General features: G+C 31.2%; 17 protein-coding genes. All 17 read left to right on the top strand.

The window, feature by feature from the left end:
* Positions 1 to 25: 25 nt before the first annotated feature.
* A complete protein-coding gene (locus BT0_RS05145) occupies positions 26 to 1060 on the top strand; it encodes an anti-CBASS protein Acb1 family protein (RefSeq protein ID WP_236842871.1) in 1035 nt (344 codons plus the stop codon).
* 66 nt (positions 1061 to 1126) lie between these two features.
* Positions 1127 to 1690, top strand: a complete 564-nt coding sequence (locus BT0_RS05150; protein WP_088895198.1) for a terminase — start codon at positions 1127 to 1129, stop codon at positions 1688 to 1690.
* Positions 1683 to 2222, top strand: coding sequence for a phage cement protein (locus BT0_RS05155; protein WP_088895199.1), 540 nt, complete (start codon positions 1683 to 1685; stop codon positions 2220 to 2222). The genes BT0_RS05150 and BT0_RS05155 overlap by 8 nt, the downstream gene beginning before the upstream one ends.
* Positions 2223 to 2241: 19 nt before the next feature.
* Positions 2242 to 3078, top strand: a complete 837-nt coding sequence (locus BT0_RS05160; RefSeq protein ID WP_088895200.1) for a hypothetical protein — start codon at positions 2242 to 2244, stop codon at positions 3076 to 3078.
* Between the two features lie 43 nt (positions 3079 to 3121).
* Complete coding sequence (locus BT0_RS05165) at positions 3122 to 3484, top strand: hypothetical protein (RefSeq protein WP_088895201.1); 363 nt, start codon at positions 3122 to 3124, stop codon at positions 3482 to 3484.
* A 19-nt stretch (positions 3485 to 3503) separates the two neighbouring features.
* Positions 3504 to 3887, top strand: coding sequence for a hypothetical protein (locus BT0_RS05170; protein ID WP_088895202.1), 384 nt, complete (start codon positions 3504 to 3506; stop codon positions 3885 to 3887).
* Positions 3884 to 4327: a hypothetical protein gene (locus tag BT0_RS05175; protein ID WP_088895203.1), complete on the top strand. Its 444-nt coding sequence runs from the start codon at positions 3884 to 3886 to the stop codon at positions 4325 to 4327. The genes BT0_RS05170 and BT0_RS05175 overlap by 4 nt, the downstream gene beginning before the upstream one ends.
* Positions 4328 to 5146, top strand: coding sequence for a hypothetical protein (locus BT0_RS05180; protein WP_088895204.1), 819 nt, complete (start codon positions 4328 to 4330; stop codon positions 5144 to 5146). It abuts the gene before it with no gap.
* A gap of 11 nt (positions 5147 to 5157) precedes the next feature.
* Entirely contained in the window at positions 5158 to 5982 is an 825-nt protein-coding gene (locus BT0_RS05185; protein WP_088895205.1) for a hypothetical protein, read from the top strand.
* 20 nt (positions 5983 to 6002) lie between these two features.
* Positions 6003 to 6494: a hypothetical protein gene (locus tag BT0_RS05190; protein WP_088895206.1), complete on the top strand. Its 492-nt coding sequence runs from the start codon at positions 6003 to 6005 to the stop codon at positions 6492 to 6494.
* 2 nt (positions 6495 to 6496) lie between these two features.
* A complete protein-coding gene (locus BT0_RS05195) occupies positions 6497 to 6736 on the top strand; it encodes a hypothetical protein (protein WP_236842872.1) in 240 nt (79 codons plus the stop codon).
* Positions 6733 to 9843 (top strand): tape measure protein, encoded by a 3111-nt coding sequence (locus BT0_RS05200; RefSeq protein WP_145954723.1) that lies wholly within the window; start codon positions 6733 to 6735, stop codon positions 9841 to 9843. The genes BT0_RS05195 and BT0_RS05200 overlap by 4 nt, the downstream gene beginning before the upstream one ends.
* 239 nt (positions 9844 to 10082) lie before the next feature.
* Positions 10083 to 10667, top strand: coding sequence for a coiled-coil domain-containing protein (locus BT0_RS05205; RefSeq protein WP_181005562.1), 585 nt, complete (start codon positions 10083 to 10085; stop codon positions 10665 to 10667).
* 722 nt (positions 10668 to 11389) lie between these two features.
* Complete coding sequence (locus BT0_RS05210) at positions 11390 to 12583, top strand: hypothetical protein (RefSeq protein WP_236842873.1); 1194 nt, start codon at positions 11390 to 11392, stop codon at positions 12581 to 12583.
* A gap of 74 nt (positions 12584 to 12657) precedes the next feature.
* A complete protein-coding gene (locus BT0_RS05215) occupies positions 12658 to 15357 on the top strand; it encodes a type ISP restriction/modification enzyme (RefSeq protein ID WP_088895208.1) in 2700 nt (899 codons plus the stop codon).
* Between the two features lie 114 nt (positions 15358 to 15471).
* Positions 15472 to 15654, top strand: a complete 183-nt coding sequence (locus tag BT0_RS05680) for a hypothetical protein (protein WP_145954724.1) — start codon at positions 15472 to 15474, stop codon at positions 15652 to 15654.
* Between the two features lie 100 nt (positions 15655 to 15754).
* Complete coding sequence (locus BT0_RS06125) at positions 15755 to 15883, top strand: hypothetical protein (RefSeq protein WP_257789430.1); 129 nt, start codon at positions 15755 to 15757, stop codon at positions 15881 to 15883.
* Positions 15884 to 15925: the final 42 nt, after the last annotated feature.

Raw genomic sequence — 15925 nt, forward strand, 5'->3', positions numbered from 1 at the left:
GTGTTGTGTGTTAGGGTAGGTAAATTTGTTTAAATTTAAATTTTTTAGAAAAAGAGATAATCTCAGTTCAAGGACACCTTTAATGCCAGCAAGCGATGCGTCAACAGGTGACCCATTAAGGCTTGCACATCAAGTAGCCGAGATATATGCAGGATTTGCAGCATCTAGGGACATTGAGCATAAGAGAGGAGATGGTCTTTCAAAGCTTTTTGATAATAATTTTAGGGGTGTTATCAAGAAGATGGTTTACACGGCAATTCTCTCTGGAGAGAGTGCTTTTTATATAGTAGTTCCAGATTCAGAAGATCCTAGGGTGCCACTGCGTCATGGCTTTCCTTGTCTTTGTTTTAATTTTGGAGAAGTGTGTGATGGAGATGATTTTTCTTTTGAAAATATTCATCCAACCCGTGTTGTTAAAATGAAGTCGTCATTTTTGAATTTTCAAGCTTTAGAGAAGAGCAGTAGGATTATGGACACTTTACTTCATGAAACTGTAGGTTTTTTGAAAGTTAATAATTTCACTTTCTTAAAATCAGCAACTCTTCCATCAGTAAAAGATATGACTGCTTATGACCTTGCAGAACTTAAGAAAAATATAGAAGGGGTTTTAGATAGTAATCATAAGATGATGATACTTGGTAGGGAAGATGATATTGCAAATATTACGCGTTCTGTCAGTCCTATAAGGGATGCTTTTGACATTATTGTGTCTGATATAACACTTCATTCAGGGATTCCAAGAGAAGTACTCTATCCCATCTCTCCATCTGGCGAGGGTAGTGTTGGGAATTATGACATATTTTACCTTAATATTGAGCAGATATGTAGGCTTATGGTAGCACCATTTATAAACACTGTGCTTGAAAAATTTGGACTTAAGTCCAATTGGCAATTTAAGGCGGTTAAACCTATCAGTCAAAAGGAGCAAGCAGAAGTTGATGAGAAGCATGCACGTACTCTTGCCTTATATACAGAGCTTTTAGGGAAAGCTAGCGAAATGGGTGATTTGGATTTGAGATTAAAAATTCAATCTGAACTTGAGGAGTTCCTCAAAGTTTAGGAAGGATAATTGAATGATTATATGTACATATAAAGTCAGAATTTTTTAATTTTAAAGGAGGTTTATATGAAGGGTGAACAATTAGTTGATGAAGTATCCTCGTCAAATGGTCCGTCTTCTGATGTTAACAATAATAAAGATTTGGTAACAATTTCTGTTGAAGAATATGAGAAATTAATATCAGATTCTAAAAGATTGCCAGATATGATATCAAGGGAGGATTTTGAGAGAAGATTAGCTGAAGCTGAGAGTAATTTTACTAAAGCTCGCAAACAAGCTGAAAAACAGGCTGAAGTTGATGCTTTTAAAGATTCTAAACTTTTAGCACACTTAGAGAAAGCCTGCGAGCAGTATGAAATTACTCCTCCATTTGCTAATGCAAGTAGTATTAAGGATGCGAAATTGGCATTCTTAGATGCTATGAAGAAGAAATATAGCATCAAATTTAGGGTAGATGAATCTGGTGATCTTGATTCACAGATTGAGAATATAAGTTTACTTGTACAAGAACTTACAGCTTACAAACAAATGGTAAATTCTCGCAATAGATATGTTGGGAAGATCATAAATAATACTAAAGCACAAAGACATAAGGAGAGACTTATTCCTAGGGAGGTTGTACATGGCTAATTTTGATTTTACTAAAGTAGAGAAAAATTTTACCCCAGGACTTGAGCATAAATCTGGACTGCATCAAACTGAGACTGGAATAGTTGATGTTGGCTCAGATCCTGTAGGTCCTGGAGATTTAGTAGTATCGAGTAAATCATCTTCTATGGGAGATATTTTAGTAAAAAAAGCAACATCTAGTACAGTTAGCGCTTCTTCAAACAACGTTCATGTTATTCGTGGATTTGCTATGAGAAAGACAAATATAGCATCGCATGAGGTGGAGAATTATTTACCAGGTGAACTAATTCCGATTAGACGAAGTGGTGAAGTAGCAGTAACCCTTGATACATCTTTCTCAGATCCTAAAATTGGTCAGTACGTATTCCTTAAATCAGGAAAACTCTCTAAAGAGGGAAAGGGAGGAATTCAGGTTGGAAGAATTAAGGATGTGGGCACTAGTACTACTACTGGTTCGGGTAAGGTAGTGCTATTAGATATTCAGATTGGGACTGAATATGATTCTAGTGGTAATAGAAAATTTTCTTCATAATTTAGGAGGATTTTAGAGTATGAGTAGAAGTATTTTTATAGAGTCAAGTGGTACTTATCGTGGAGATATTGTTCAACTTGCTAAAGAGGGCCTTGAAGAGCTAATGCCTTACAAGATTATAAGCAGGAGTGAGCTTAGACAAGGATATTATGTGGCTCGTAAGGCAGTATTAGAGCATAATGTTACTGCAAGTTTTGGAGATTATAGTAATGAGATTGGAAGGAGTGGTATTTTCTTTCAAGAGATGGCATATAAGATGCATGTATTTGATACAGTGCAGAGAATTTCGCTTAAGGATTTGATGTATGGTTCTGTAAGTGAGGAGGAAGTTAAGGCTAATTTGGAACTTGGTCTTATGAAAGATGCTTATCACTCAATTATTTTTGGAAAACCTGAAATTAAAATGGAAGGTATTGCAACACTTACTGGAAGAAGTAAAATAACGGTTTCATCTGGTTCAACAACACTAACTACTGGAAGTGCTCTGCATCAAAAGGTTGTTGAAGCTAAACGTAAATCTGAGGAGTATAAGGAAAAACTTGATGGGTTTTATCATCTACTCTTACCGCATAAATTTTCACATCTTTTGTTAGATCTCTACAGTGAACCGCAATACATAACAGTAAAGGATGCGCTTTTAAAAGACCATAATATAATAACTTCAGTGTTTAAAGGACTTAGTCATCCAATTCTTTATGAGCCAAATCCAGAAGTAATGTTTGTGCCAATGATTCCTGAAATATTCTTTAGAAGATTTGCAGCTGCTGATGGTGATTATATTCATGCGTCAATGGAGTCAGCAGGTGTTATTCATTTTCATCCACAAGAAGTTGTTGAGATTACTATTTCAAGTTGAGAGTAATTTAGGCTAGCTAGTATTTTGCAAGAGATTTACTAATATGAGCGAGAGTAATGATGATAATGATAAAGATATTCTGGTTATGTGGATAAATACAACTTCAATAGAGTCTTTGAGTATGTGTATTAGAGATGATGGTAATGTAGATATACCATCTTCTCTAAAGCCACAGCTTTTGGAGTGTTTAAGGTATTCAAAATCAATTTTGGGTCTCTATCATATAGAGAGAGACGCTTACAGAAATTGGTTACTTATATTGCTTGATGTTGTGTACTTGGAAGTATTTAATTCTAGGTGTGTTAAGGCTTTGCAACAAAAAGATTGTAAGTTTAGACACTTGCTTGATCAGCTTGATTCTCTTTTTCCTAGAGTTGACCATCAGACTTTCTTAAGTATTGGCTAGTATTTTGAGTGAGGTTAATTTGATTAATATAAGAAAATCGATTTTTAATAGAGTTAAAAGCTTAATTGGGCTTAAGATTAGAAAAAATTTAAATGTTCTAAAGTCTCAAATCCCAGGTCGTCTTAGTGATATATCTAGTATTGAATCTGTAGAGTCAAATAAAGGTTTTGATATTAGTATCAAAGTAGACTCTTCTCTATCAGAGAAATTAGACTTAGGAGAAGTGTACACCCCAGGTTTTCCAAAGCCTAGTTTGGCAAGAATTAGAGCATGGGCTTCTTATAAAGGACTTTGTGATGTTGCAGTTCCTATATGGCTTAAGATAAAAAGTAAGGGTGTTAGTGAGCAGTATACAAACTGGACAAAAAACCTTCAAGATAAGGCAAAGGGGTTGCTTAAATGAAGTTTATGCAGCAATTTTTAAGCACATTTAAGAAGGATTTGAAGAATTATCTATTTTGCAATAAGTTTGCAACAACACAAATTTACTACAAATCTGAAATTTACACTTGTACAACTCTTAAGCTTCCAGCGATAGTTTTTGCATTAAAAAGTGTGGGAGAAGTTGTGCTTAATTGTAAAGATTATTCTTTTGGGATAGGTCTTGATTTTTTAGTTTATACACAAAATAGAGACCATCCAACTCTTGGTCTTGAGATTGCGACTTTGATAGTTAACTGTCTAGTGTCTAAATATTATCTTAAGTCATTTACTATTGATGACTCTCAAGTTATAGATGACGACTTGCAAGATAGTGATATGGTAACTGTAGTGAAAGCCAGTCTTGGTATCAGGATTAATGGTAGTGATTTGGGTTTATTGTGTGTAGGAGGGAAGAAGTAAATGGCCGAACAAAAATTAAAAATGCCTTGTGGTGTTGTTTTAGTATCAGTCAATATTCTTAAGTTCAAGTGGTGCTTTAAGGGTAATGTAATTAAGAATAATACTGCTCCTAGTGATGGGGAGCCTAAGGGCTTGGTTGTAAAAGACGTCCCCTTGTCAACTACCAAACCTAGTAAGTGGAAATCAATCAAAGAATGTATTTTTAGAGTTAAAACTGTAAGTGCAAATTCAAAGCTTGGTACTTTGGATTTAAGAGAAGGTAATTTTTTATACTATCACGACTCAATGTACGATAATTTAAAGGATTTATTTGATGATAATGATGAGATTGAAGTATTACTTTTTAGAACATATTGTATTGGTAATGCATATTCAATAAGTTCAACTAAAGCTACTGAAACATTAAAGACAGTATGTGGTTCAATATCAGCTATTGGTAAGATCCCAGAACAAACAGTTGAATTTTCAGGGTACTCTATTAAGGAGACTTCTGAGAATAGAGAAGAATTGCTTGAGACTTATATAGAGCATTCACATTTTGTAAATCGGAATGTTGTTAAAAAGAATGGTAATGGATATGAGATTGGAAGACGGATAGTCCCTCGTAATTATGAGTTTTTTGTAGTTTTTGTAAATCAAGGTCAAAGTGAAGACCAGAGGACCAAATTTATGATTGGGCAAGGGCAAATAGCAACATTTAGTCCAGGGCAGGATTTATCAAATCAAAAAATTGACCAAAAATATCAAGTAACGCTTTCAAAACCGTTAGTTTCAATGTCTTATGACTATATTGCAGACGCTAAATTTTTTGAAATCTAGAGGAGAGTTAAATGGCCGAACAAAAATTAAAAATGCCTTGTGGTGTTGTTTTAGTATCAGTTAATATTCCTAAATTTAAGTGGTGTTTTAGTGGATCAGATATCAAAGATAGCACTTCTGTTGATGGAATTTCGCCAAAAGATTTGATTGTAAAAGACGTCCCCTTGTCAACTACCAAACCTAGTAAATGGAAATCAATTAAAGAATGTATTTTTAGAGTTAAAATTGTAAGTGCAAATTCTAAGCTTGGTACTTTGGATTTAAGAGAAGGTAATTTTTTATACTATCACGACTCAATGTATGAGGATTTGAAAAAATGTTTAGATAATAATGATGAGATTGAAGTATTACTTTTTAGAACATATTGTATTGGTAATGCATATTCAATAAGTTCAACTAAAGCTACTGAGACATTAAAGACAGTATGTGGTTCAATATCAGCTATTGGTAAGATCCCAGAACAAACAGTTGAGTTTTCAGGGTACTCTATTAAGGAGACTTCTGAGAATAGAGAAGAATTGCTTGAGACTTATATAGAGCATTCACATTTTGTAAATCGGAATGTTGTCAAAAAGAATGATAATGGTAATAAGTATGATTTTGGAAGACGGATAGTCCCTCGTAATTATGAGTTTTTTGTAGTCTTTGTAAATCAAGGTCAAAGTGAAGACCAGAGGACTAAATTTATGATTGGGCAAGGGCAAATAGCAACATTTAGTCCAGGGCAGGATTTATCAAATCAAAAAATTGACCAAAAATATCAAGTAACGCTTTCAAAGCCGTTAGTTTCAATGTCTTATGATTATATTAAAGACGCTAAATTTTTTGAAATCTAATTAGAGGAGGTTATAGTTTTATGGTAATTAATGTTAATTTGTCAGGTTGTATTGAGTTGCCTTATATTCCAGATTATATAAGAAGAAAAGGAAATGTGGATCATGCTGTTAATGAAAAGGATAGTGAGGAAGCATTTGTAATACTTGAGGGTGTAAATTATGGATTTATTGAAAAAATCAAGGGTTTTCAAATTGAATTACTTCAAAAATTAACTAAGAATTCTACCAAAGAAGTTGATACTAGAGTAGCTTTGGACGTGACAAATCGGCAAATGGAATTTGTAAAGAAAATTTGGAGAGAGAATGTTGTGGGCTTTAGAGGGCTATTTGATCAGAGTGGTAATCTTGTAACTAAAGAAATAGTTGAGAGGGATGCTGTACTTTTACAAGATATGTTATCAAATTTAGCAATTGAGATTAACAATGTGTCTGATACCTTAAAAGTGGAGGGTGCATCAAAAAAGTCGAACTTGCCTTGTACTATATTGCCAAACGAGACTATTACAACTTAGCATTGAAATTTGCAGATCGAATAAAAGATGAATTTTTCCAAGAAATGAAAAATGAAATGAATTGGATTATTCAGAATGAGCAGCCCTTAATGTACCTTATAAATCAAGCACTGCTTTCAAGAAGTGTTGGCAGCCTTCCACAGGAGGGGGGCCTTTATAATCAAAATTATTGGTTTGTACTAGTTTTAAATGAACTTAATCTTTATATTAAAAAACTTGAGAGTGAGAGTATAGGTAAATGACACTTGATGAGATTATAATTCCTCTCTCAATTACTACTAGTAATAATGATAAATTAGACACTATATCTAGTGCACTTGAGAGAATAGCAAAACAAGAATTTAAAAACCTAAATGACTTGAAATCAAAATTAGAGAGTGCTGCTAAGACTGGAGCTAATGTTGGGACAGTTTATGATGCTTTGATTTCGCAAGCTGATAAAATGGGAAAAAATTTTAAAAAGCTTGCTGACTCGATTAAAGGTGTTGGTGATAAAACTAAAAACATTAAGACTCTAAGGAGTACTTTTAAAGGCCTTGGTAAAAGTTTAATTAATGTAAAAGGGTTGGCTCAAGGGGTTGGAGAGGCTTTAGATAGACTTGTAAGTAGTGTGTTACCAATAACATTAATTATAAAAGCGGTTGAAAAGATAGGTTCAGCTATTTCAGGAATATTTACAGGGTCTCTAGACGCTATAGCTTCATTTAATGAAGAGGTTGGTGTCTTTTCTAATATGTTAGGTAATGCTGATGTGGGGAGGGCCTTAGCTGATGATATGAGGTCGTTTGGTGAAGAGACGTTGTTTACTTGTGAGGCTATAAATAATGCAGCTAAAACCATGCTTTCTTATGGAGCAACTGCTTCTGAAGTTAGTGATCGAATGCGTATGTTTGGAGAGGCCGCAGGAGGTAGTAGTGAAGGGCTTGAGAAGTTAGCTGAAGTGTACTCCAAAGTAGAGGCTAATAATAGGATTGCATTAGAGGACCTTGAGTCCCTTCGTGATGCTGGAGTTGATATTACTGGTATTTTAGCAGAAGAGGCAGGAGTAGCAGGTGAGTCTTTATTTGAAATGGCAAGTGAGGGTAAACTTGGATTTGAAGAATTAAGCGGTGCCTTAAGAAAGGCTACAAGTGAGGGTGGTAAATTTTACAAAAATACTGCTCGTGAAGCAAAAACTTTAGCAGATGCCCAGCTTCAAACATCTAAAATGAGTGAAAAACTCTTTTTAGAACTTGGGCAGGCACTTGAGCCTCTTATGATAGGTTTTGAGAAGATAAAACAAGGGTTACTTTTAGGAATTGTAACGCCTATAAAGAATATTATCTCATCAGTAATGGATCTCTTTGGTAAGCTTAAAGAGCTTGTATCCTATGTTGGTGGTAAATTTGTTGAAGGATTTAAAGTTGCATTTGATCCAATTATCAAGCTTTTTGAAAGAGTTTCAAATTTGGCAAGTGATATTTGGAATAAGATGTTAAAAATTTTAGGTCTAAGCAAAGAGGATCCTTTAAAAGCTCCTTTTGAGGATAAAAGGTCTGAGGAGGAGAGACTTAAGAACCAAGATAAAATTGATAAAGATAATTTCAATAAACAAATGATTTCAGACTATTCGGATTTGCAAAAACAGATTTTCAAAATGCAAAGAGAAGTTGCACTAAAACCTTTAGAGGAGCAAGAAAAGGCTACTCGTCGCTTAGAGTCTATAATTAATGCTAAAAATAAGGCATTTATTGCTAAGTATGGAGCAAGTTTTGACTTGCTAACTGATGAGAATCAAAAAACACTTGCCAATGTTGAGAGGGATGTTAATAATTTTGCTAAGGCTAATTTTGGTTTTGTAAATGAACACAAGGATTTGCAAAATGAAATAGCAAGACTTAATAGAGAGATTTTGATGCTTCCATATGAAGCTCAAGAGAAAGCAATGAGAGACCTTGCTAGTACTATTAATGACAAGCAAAAAGCATTTGTTGATAAATATTTAACGAGTTTTAAGTCTCTTAATGAATCAAATAAAAATTTGCTAACGACGCTTCAGAGAGGGGTTAATGAATTTGGTAAGACTGCTACTGACAGGTCATTTGTAGAGGCACATAAAGCTTTGCAACAAAAGGTGACTTCAATGCAGTTTGAAGTAATGATGCGTCCTTTAGCTGAGAGAGAAAAGGCTAGTGCTGAAATGCAAACTGAGATTGATAAACTTTACCATGATTTTGCAGAGTCACATAAGGGAGAGTTTGAGAGACTTAATGAATCAAACAGGAATATTTTGCTTCAAATTGTAAGTAAAACAGAAGCGGTGGCTGAGAGTTTAGGTAATAATTTTAGTTTACTTTTTGATAGTGTTATAGGAGTTGTAAATAAAATTGTTACTGAAGATTTAGGAAAAGGCGTTGTAGCAGGCAAGGGTGCAGATACCCTTACTCAGTCATTATTTGATGTATCAAAAGACATGCTAGCAAGTATGGGACCTTGGGGAGCAATGGCTTCAGCTGCTTTAAGTTTTACTGTAGGTATTTTTAAAGGGTTGGAAGAACAAAGAATTAAAGAGATTGAAGAGCGTCGTGACAAGGATTTAGAGGAGCTAGCTAAACAGAGTGAGGTTGGACTTGCTCGTATTGAGGAAGGGTTTGATCGTGAGATTGCAATGCGAAAAGATAAGTTAGGAGAGCTTGATGACCAATATAGTAAAGAGATTGAGTTCTTAAAACAAGCACAAAGTAAGGGCCAAATATCTGGTGAAGAATTTCAAAACCGGATTGCACAAGTAGAGAGTGAGTATAAAACTAAAAGACAACAAGAGAGTGGAGCAATAACTGGTGCTGAAGAATCTAAAAAAATTGAAATGGAGCGTCATCGTAAACTTGAGAGTTTAGAAGGGGAGCGAATTAAAGCGCAAGCAGAAATTGATAAGATAAATTCGTATAATTTTTATTGGAATCGAGATAGAGATTTGAAGCGTGCTGAAGGATTATTAGATGAAATTTTAAATAGAATAGCTAAGGTAAGATCAGCAGGCTCTGTGCAAGAGATAAAGTTTGCACGCAAGGGAGCTCATTTTATGACAACAAAGCCCACATATATTCCTGGTGCAGGACTTATGACTAGTGAAATGGGACAAAGCGAGCTTATAAGAGTAACACCAGCCCCAATTGATGAAAATTTGCGTAATCTTGAAGCAAGAATTATTGCAGAAGAAATTAATAAAATACAAAAGAGCGAGGGCAATGGGAAGGGACAAGTAATTATTAATAATTACAATTTCAATGGTGATGTTTTAGATGCTGATAAGCTTGTTCGTATGCTTAAAGCACGTGAGCATTCAATGAGTTTTAGGATGGCAGAATAATAGATAAAAATATTTTAAAATAATTGTAAAATAACTTGACTTTTTTGAAATTATGTGTATAATATTATCTGTTGTACACAGCAAGATAATTTATTATCCTTACTGTGTTACACTATGAATAAAGTCATTAACTTTTGTTATTGACTTTATTCTTTTATAAAGAAATCCCTTCTTCTTAATTGAATATATTTATATGTTATAATTAATTAAACTATATAAAGAATTAATAGAGGTTGTATATGAGTGTTGAAGTAAAAGAACGAGTAAATGATGAAGATATAGCTAAGAGCACAGTTAGACCTGAGAGAGTTAAGAAGGATTATCATAGTGTGACATTTGATGGTCAGATTATTAGTTATTATGTTCTTGAAGAAAAGTTTGATATTTTTCAAGATAGAATGTTAGATAATTTTCATTATTTAGATGACAAGATCAATATATTTAGGAATGAGTTAAATGAAAAGATAGAAAAACTTGATGAAAAGATAGAAACTGTTAAGAATGATTTGAATGAAAGGATAGATGGGGTAGAGACTAGACTAAATGAAAAGATAGATGGAGTAGAGACTAGACTAAATGAAAAGATAAATAAACTTGATGCTAGGATAGATAAACTTGATGCTAGGATAGATAAACTTGATGAAAAGATAGAGTTTGTTAAAACTGATTTAGTACAAATCAATTCTCGATTGACTTTGATTGAGAGCAAGTTAGGATTTAAGGGTCAATTAGTTTCATCTTTGACAGTTGTTGCTGCACTTGCTGCGTCATATTTTGTAGCACAGTTATTTGTGTCTTTAGGAAAATATTTAGGAATTTCTTAGTAGAGACAGTAATTTATATTTCAACGTAAAGTATTAAGTTCAACATAAAGTATTAAGTTCAACATAAAGTATTAAGTTCAACGTAAAGTATTAAGTTCAACATAAAGTATTAAGTTCAACATAAAGTATTAAGTTCAACGTAAAGTATTAAGTTCAACGTAAAGTATTAAGTTCAACATAAAGTATTAAGTTCAACATAAAGTATTAAGTTCAACATAAAGTATTAAGTTCAACATAAAGTATTAAGTTCAACGTAAAGTATTAAGTTCAACATAAAGTATTAAGTTCAACATAAAGTATTAAGTTCAACATAAAGTATTAAGTTCAACATAAAGTATTAAGTTCAACGTAAAGTATTAAGTTCAACGTAAAGTATTAAGTTCAACGTAAAGTATTAAGTTCAACGTAAAGTATTAAGTTCAACGTAAAGTATTAAGTTCAACGTAAAGTATTAAGTTCAACGTAAAGTATTAAGTTCAACGTAAAGTATTAAGTTCAACGTAAAGTATTAAGTTCAACGTAAAGTATTAAGTTCAACGTAAAGTATTAAGTTCAACGTAAAGTATTAAGTTCAACGTAAAGTATTAAGTTCAACGTAAAGTATTAAGTTCAACGTAAAGTATTAAGTTCAACGTAAAAGTGAAATAAGATTATGTAAGATTTTTTCGTTTTATAGTATTATAAAATAAAAGGTATATTATATGATCAGTAAATATAAGACAATGATTAATAGCAAAATTAAAATTAGTATTCTAGATTCTTGGAGACTTAATTTTGAATTTTTTATTCGCAATATTTGGTTAATAACGTTTGCTTTATTTTTATTTTTCTTCAATGTGTTACATTCTCATAAAGGTATTTCAAGTTATAATGTTGGTAATAATTCTAAATTGTATTTTACATTACCATTTACAATAGTCATTATAGTAGTACCGTCTTCAATATTGTTGTATTTTTTGTATTTGCTAAGAAGGCGTGTTCAAGCTTCAGTACTTATATTTTTAGAAAAAGTAGCAATATTTGGATTATTAGTAATAGGACTTGTAACACAATCTGTAAGTTCATGGATGAGTTTTGAGAGTTTCTTTAGTTTGATGTTTGAAGATGCTATTTTGAGTATTAAAAAAAGTCAAAATGAAAAAGAGAAGGATATTATAAGGCGACTATCTGACAGAGAAAAAATACTTAAGGATGAGATAGCTAGTATTGATGTTAAGATCAAGAATAATAATGATCGTATAGAATTTGCTAAAGATAAGCATTTGAGTTTAGACTATACATATAGAACTATGAAGCAGGATTATATGAGAGAAATAGAGAATGCAAGAATAGAAAATAAGGCTTTATTTGATCAAAGGAATGAATATTTGAAGTCTTTGGACGATTTGGGATCCCAGTTTGGTAATTTAATTGAAACAACAGCTGTAAATAATAATCGGATTAAAGCGGCTAATGTTTTGAATGGGACGTCTATTGTTATTGCTCGTGATGATTATCTTAATATAATTTTTGTTTATTCATTACTATTATTGTCTGTGTGTCTAGATATATTTTTAGCAATGGTATTCTGTATAATACAGAATGCTTATCATAAGTTTTACGAACAAGAGTTAATGCTTTTAGGTAGTACTATTGAGTGTAGTAAGAGTGGTGTTAATAAAAAAATTCAAAATCGTCGAATTTCTAGCTCGGAAAAGAATAAAAAACCGTCTAAAAATGTTGATGAATCACTTGTATTTATTGCATCTAATTTAGAAGACGACAAACGTACTATAAAGCCTATGAATCAAATTAATAAAGAGACAAATATGTCTGATTATAGAATAAGGAAGTATTTATTGGACTTGATGAATAGAGGTCTGGTTGTAAGAGATAAAAAAAGACTGGTACTTAATGTTGATGATATATCAAACTAGTCTAGAATTGAGAATTTGTTAAAAATCTTCAAAACAATCTTGGAAAAGATAAAATAGGATTCATATTTATATGAATGGATGAAAATACTGTTGCAGAGATCAGAAGTGTTGAAAAATTAGCTAGCCTGTTTGCAGAAAACACAAAAATTTTGAAGAAGTTGGTAGAACAATGTTTAGACTTACATTTAAGATTAAAAAAACAAAATATTTTAGTAGAAACTTATAATATCATTAAAGAAAATATATATAATAATGACCTTAAGGTTGGCGAGTTTGCAGATTCAATTGCACAAACTATTACATATGGATTTTTTCTTGCAAAGCTTAATAATACAAGTAACTTAAGAATTGATTTTGATAATATTAAAAAATTCATACCCAACAATTTTGCATTAATACAAGATATATTAAAGCTAATTGATGACATTGTAGGTAGTAGGGAATATTATAATGTAAGGTGGATTTTAGAAGAGCTTATTAATATTATTAATAAGCTTAATTCTAAAATGATTTTTAAACAATTTTCATTTACTCAAAATGTAAAAGACCCTTATCTCTACTTTTATGAAGATTTCTTGGCTAAATATGACAAAAGTTTAAGAAAAAGTAATGGAGTGTATTATACACCCCATTCTGTTGTTAATTTTATTGTGGGTAGTTTGAATAAAATTTTAAAATATAATTTTGGTCTAGAAAATGGTTTTGCAAATAGAGATAAAGTTACTGTACTGGATTTTGCTACTGGTACTGGTACCTTTTTATTTGAAATCATTAAGTGTATTTTAAGAGAAATTCCAAAGCAATCTGAAAAACAAAAATACTATATTAATGAACATATTCTAAAAAATATATATGGTTTTGAATATTTAATGGCACCATATGCGGTTGCTCATTTAAAATTATGTCAGTACTTAAAGGAAGTTTGTGATTACAATTTTGATAGTGAACAGTCAAGACCACAAATATTTTTAACAAATACCCTTGATTTGATAGACATTCCAAATCAGGGTAGTTCTCAAGTGTTATTTTCTGCAATTAATGAAAAAAATAGACTCGTTAATGAAATTAAAAATAAACCAATTTTCGTAATTCTTGGTAATCCTCCTTACAATGTAAGATCAAAGAATAATAATGCTTATATCCTAAACTTAATTAAAAGCTATAAAACGATAAATAATGAACCACTCAATGAAAAGGCAATAATTTCATTAAATGATGATTATGTTAAGTTTATTAGATTTGCAGAACACAAATTTGAAAGTGCTGATGAAGGACTTCTTGGAATTATTACTAATAATGGATACCTTGATAACATAACATTTAGAGGAATGAGATATCATTTACTTCAAACTTTTGATGAAATTTACATTGTTAATTTGCATGGTGACTTAAGAAAAAAAGAACAAACAGATGATGGTAGTACTGATGAGAATATATTTGATATTCAAACAGGTGTTGCAATTAGCATTTTTATTAAAAATAAAGACGAAGCAAAGAAAAATGAATTTGCTAATGTTTTTTATAAGAGTATTAAAGGAAAGAGGTTGGAAAAATATGAATTCTTAAATACAAATGATATTTTTAGTATCAATTTTGAACAACTCAAGGTTAATCCTCCTTATTGTTTCTTTACTAAAAAATTTTTAGATAATAAAAATTCTTACAATAAGGGAATCTCACTTAAAGACATATTTAAGGAGTATAACTCTGGATTAATGTCTAATAGAGATAAAATTGCAATTGATTTTACTAAAGAAGAGCTTTTAAGAAAGCTAAATGACATAGCTTATCTAGATGAACAAACTGCAAGATATAAGTATGATTTGCAAACAGACTCTAGAGATTGGAAGTTACCTATAGTTAAGAGCTTTCTAAAAGCTACAAACATCGATGCAAAATATGTTAAAAAAATAGCTTACAGACCATTTGATAATAGATTTATCTATTACACTGAAAGCAAAGGCGTTGTAGCAAGGCCGGGCTATAAAATAATGAAACATATGCTAAACATTGATAATGTAGGTTTGGTTGCAACAAGACTCCTATCAATAAATAGCTTTAAACATACTTTTATTACTTCTAGCATTGCAGAAGCAGGTTTAATTTCAAATAGAACCAGTGAGACTTCTTATTTGTTTCCATTATTTCTTATAGAAGGACAAAAATCTTTAGGAAATTCCCCAAAAGAAAATTTCAAAGAAAGTTTTAGAAACTTTATTAACAATAAATACTCTAAACAATTTGAACCACAAGAAATATTAGGATATATTTATGCAATACTTAATTCAAGTATCTATAGAACTAAGTATATTGAATTTTTAAAAATAGATTTCCCTAAAATTATTTTTGTAGATTCAGTCGAAATTTTTGAAAAACTTAGTCATCTAGGAATTAATCTAATAAATGCTTACTTACTAAAAGATATTAGTAAATTAGATAAAAATATTGGTATGCATATTTCAAATACGAATGAAAAACGTATTGTACAAAAAATTGAATACATAAAAGAAACAAAGGAACTTATTTATAATAATCACAGTAAATTCATAAATGTGCCCTGCAATGTGTATGAATTTGTTATAGGCAGTTATCAAGTACTTAAAAACTATCTTAAATATAGAAAAGGAAGAGAATTGAGTATTGATGAAATCAAGCACTTTGAAAAGGTTATTAAAGTAATTCAATATACAATTGATATTCAAAAACAGATTGATTTGATAATTTGTAATTTACAAGAATTTGATAATAGTATTGAGTTATTAAATGTGGCATAGATAGTAAATTAGGTAACAATATAATGAATGCTAACATAATGGATTTTTATTTTTTAGAGGAAAATTTTTGAATTTATATTTTTTTGATTTTGATATGTACTTATGTACATTTATATGAAAATATTATTAAATATTATATCAATGATTTTATCATTGTCATTCCTTTTTTGTGCTTGTGCTTTTGATTCAAACCTTAAATTGCTTAATTCAGCTATATGGGATAAATCTTTACAGCTTGAGCAACAAGCTTTGGATAAGCTTGAAGAAGCTATAAAGTATATTGAAGGAAGACAATAAAGATTGTCGTAGTGCAGAACAAGCCACGAATTGAAAATGCATTAAAATTTTTGAAGGGTTGTAAAGAGAGAATGGGTGTAGATCTTATTCCAAAAGGTTTATGAAAGATAATGCTAATTATAATTTTGGTTTTAGTAAAAGTTATTTCAAATATGAGAATGAAAGGATGAAGGAAATAGTATTAGATCCAAATTCTTCTAAGATAGAATATGAGGAAATAGGATTATAATTAATTTAGTTGTTAACAAAGGGCGAATACGCGGCCGTAAAA

Source organism: Borrelia turicatae 91E135, from assembly GCF_000012085.2.
In the GTDB taxonomy this organism is placed as follows: Bacteria; Spirochaetota; Spirochaetia; order Borreliales; family Borreliaceae; genus Borrelia; species Borrelia turicatae.

Bases quoted from the DNA above. Each gene is read 5' to 3' on its own strand.
- BT0_RS05200 (WP_145954723.1), top strand. From the start codon at position 6,733: ATGACACTTGATGAGATTATAATTCCTCTCTCAATTACTACTAGTAAT.
- BT0_RS05175 (WP_088895203.1), top strand. From the start codon at position 3,884: ATGAAGTTTATGCAGCAATTTTTAAGCACATTTAAGAAGGATTTGAAG.
- BT0_RS05190 (WP_088895206.1), top strand. From the start codon at position 6,003: ATGGTAATTAATGTTAATTTGTCAGGTTGTATTGAGTTGCCTTATATT.
- BT0_RS05150 (WP_088895198.1), top strand. From the start codon at position 1,127: ATGAAGGGTGAACAATTAGTTGATGAAGTATCCTCGTCAAATGGTCCG.
- BT0_RS05160 (WP_088895200.1), top strand. From the start codon at position 2,242: ATGAGTAGAAGTATTTTTATAGAGTCAAGTGGTACTTATCGTGGAGAT.
- BT0_RS05205 (WP_181005562.1), top strand. From the start codon at position 10,083: ATGAGTGTTGAAGTAAAAGAACGAGTAAATGATGAAGATATAGCTAAG.
- BT0_RS05210 (WP_236842873.1), top strand. From the start codon at position 11,390: ATGATTAATAGCAAAATTAAAATTAGTATTCTAGATTCTTGGAGACTT.
- BT0_RS05180 (WP_088895204.1), top strand. From the start codon at position 4,328: ATGGCCGAACAAAAATTAAAAATGCCTTGTGGTGTTGTTTTAGTATCA.
- BT0_RS06125 (WP_257789430.1), top strand. From the start codon at position 15,755: ATGAAAGATAATGCTAATTATAATTTTGGTTTTAGTAAAAGTTATTTC.
- BT0_RS05155 (WP_088895199.1), top strand. From the start codon at position 1,683: ATGGCTAATTTTGATTTTACTAAAGTAGAGAAAAATTTTACCCCAGGA.
- BT0_RS05215 (WP_088895208.1), top strand. From the start codon at position 12,658: ATGGATGAAAATACTGTTGCAGAGATCAGAAGTGTTGAAAAATTAGCT.
- BT0_RS05165 (WP_088895201.1), top strand. From the start codon at position 3,122: ATGAGCGAGAGTAATGATGATAATGATAAAGATATTCTGGTTATGTGG.
- BT0_RS05680 (WP_145954724.1), top strand. From the start codon at position 15,472: ATGAAAATATTATTAAATATTATATCAATGATTTTATCATTGTCATTC.
- BT0_RS05185 (WP_088895205.1), top strand. From the start codon at position 5,158: ATGGCCGAACAAAAATTAAAAATGCCTTGTGGTGTTGTTTTAGTATCA.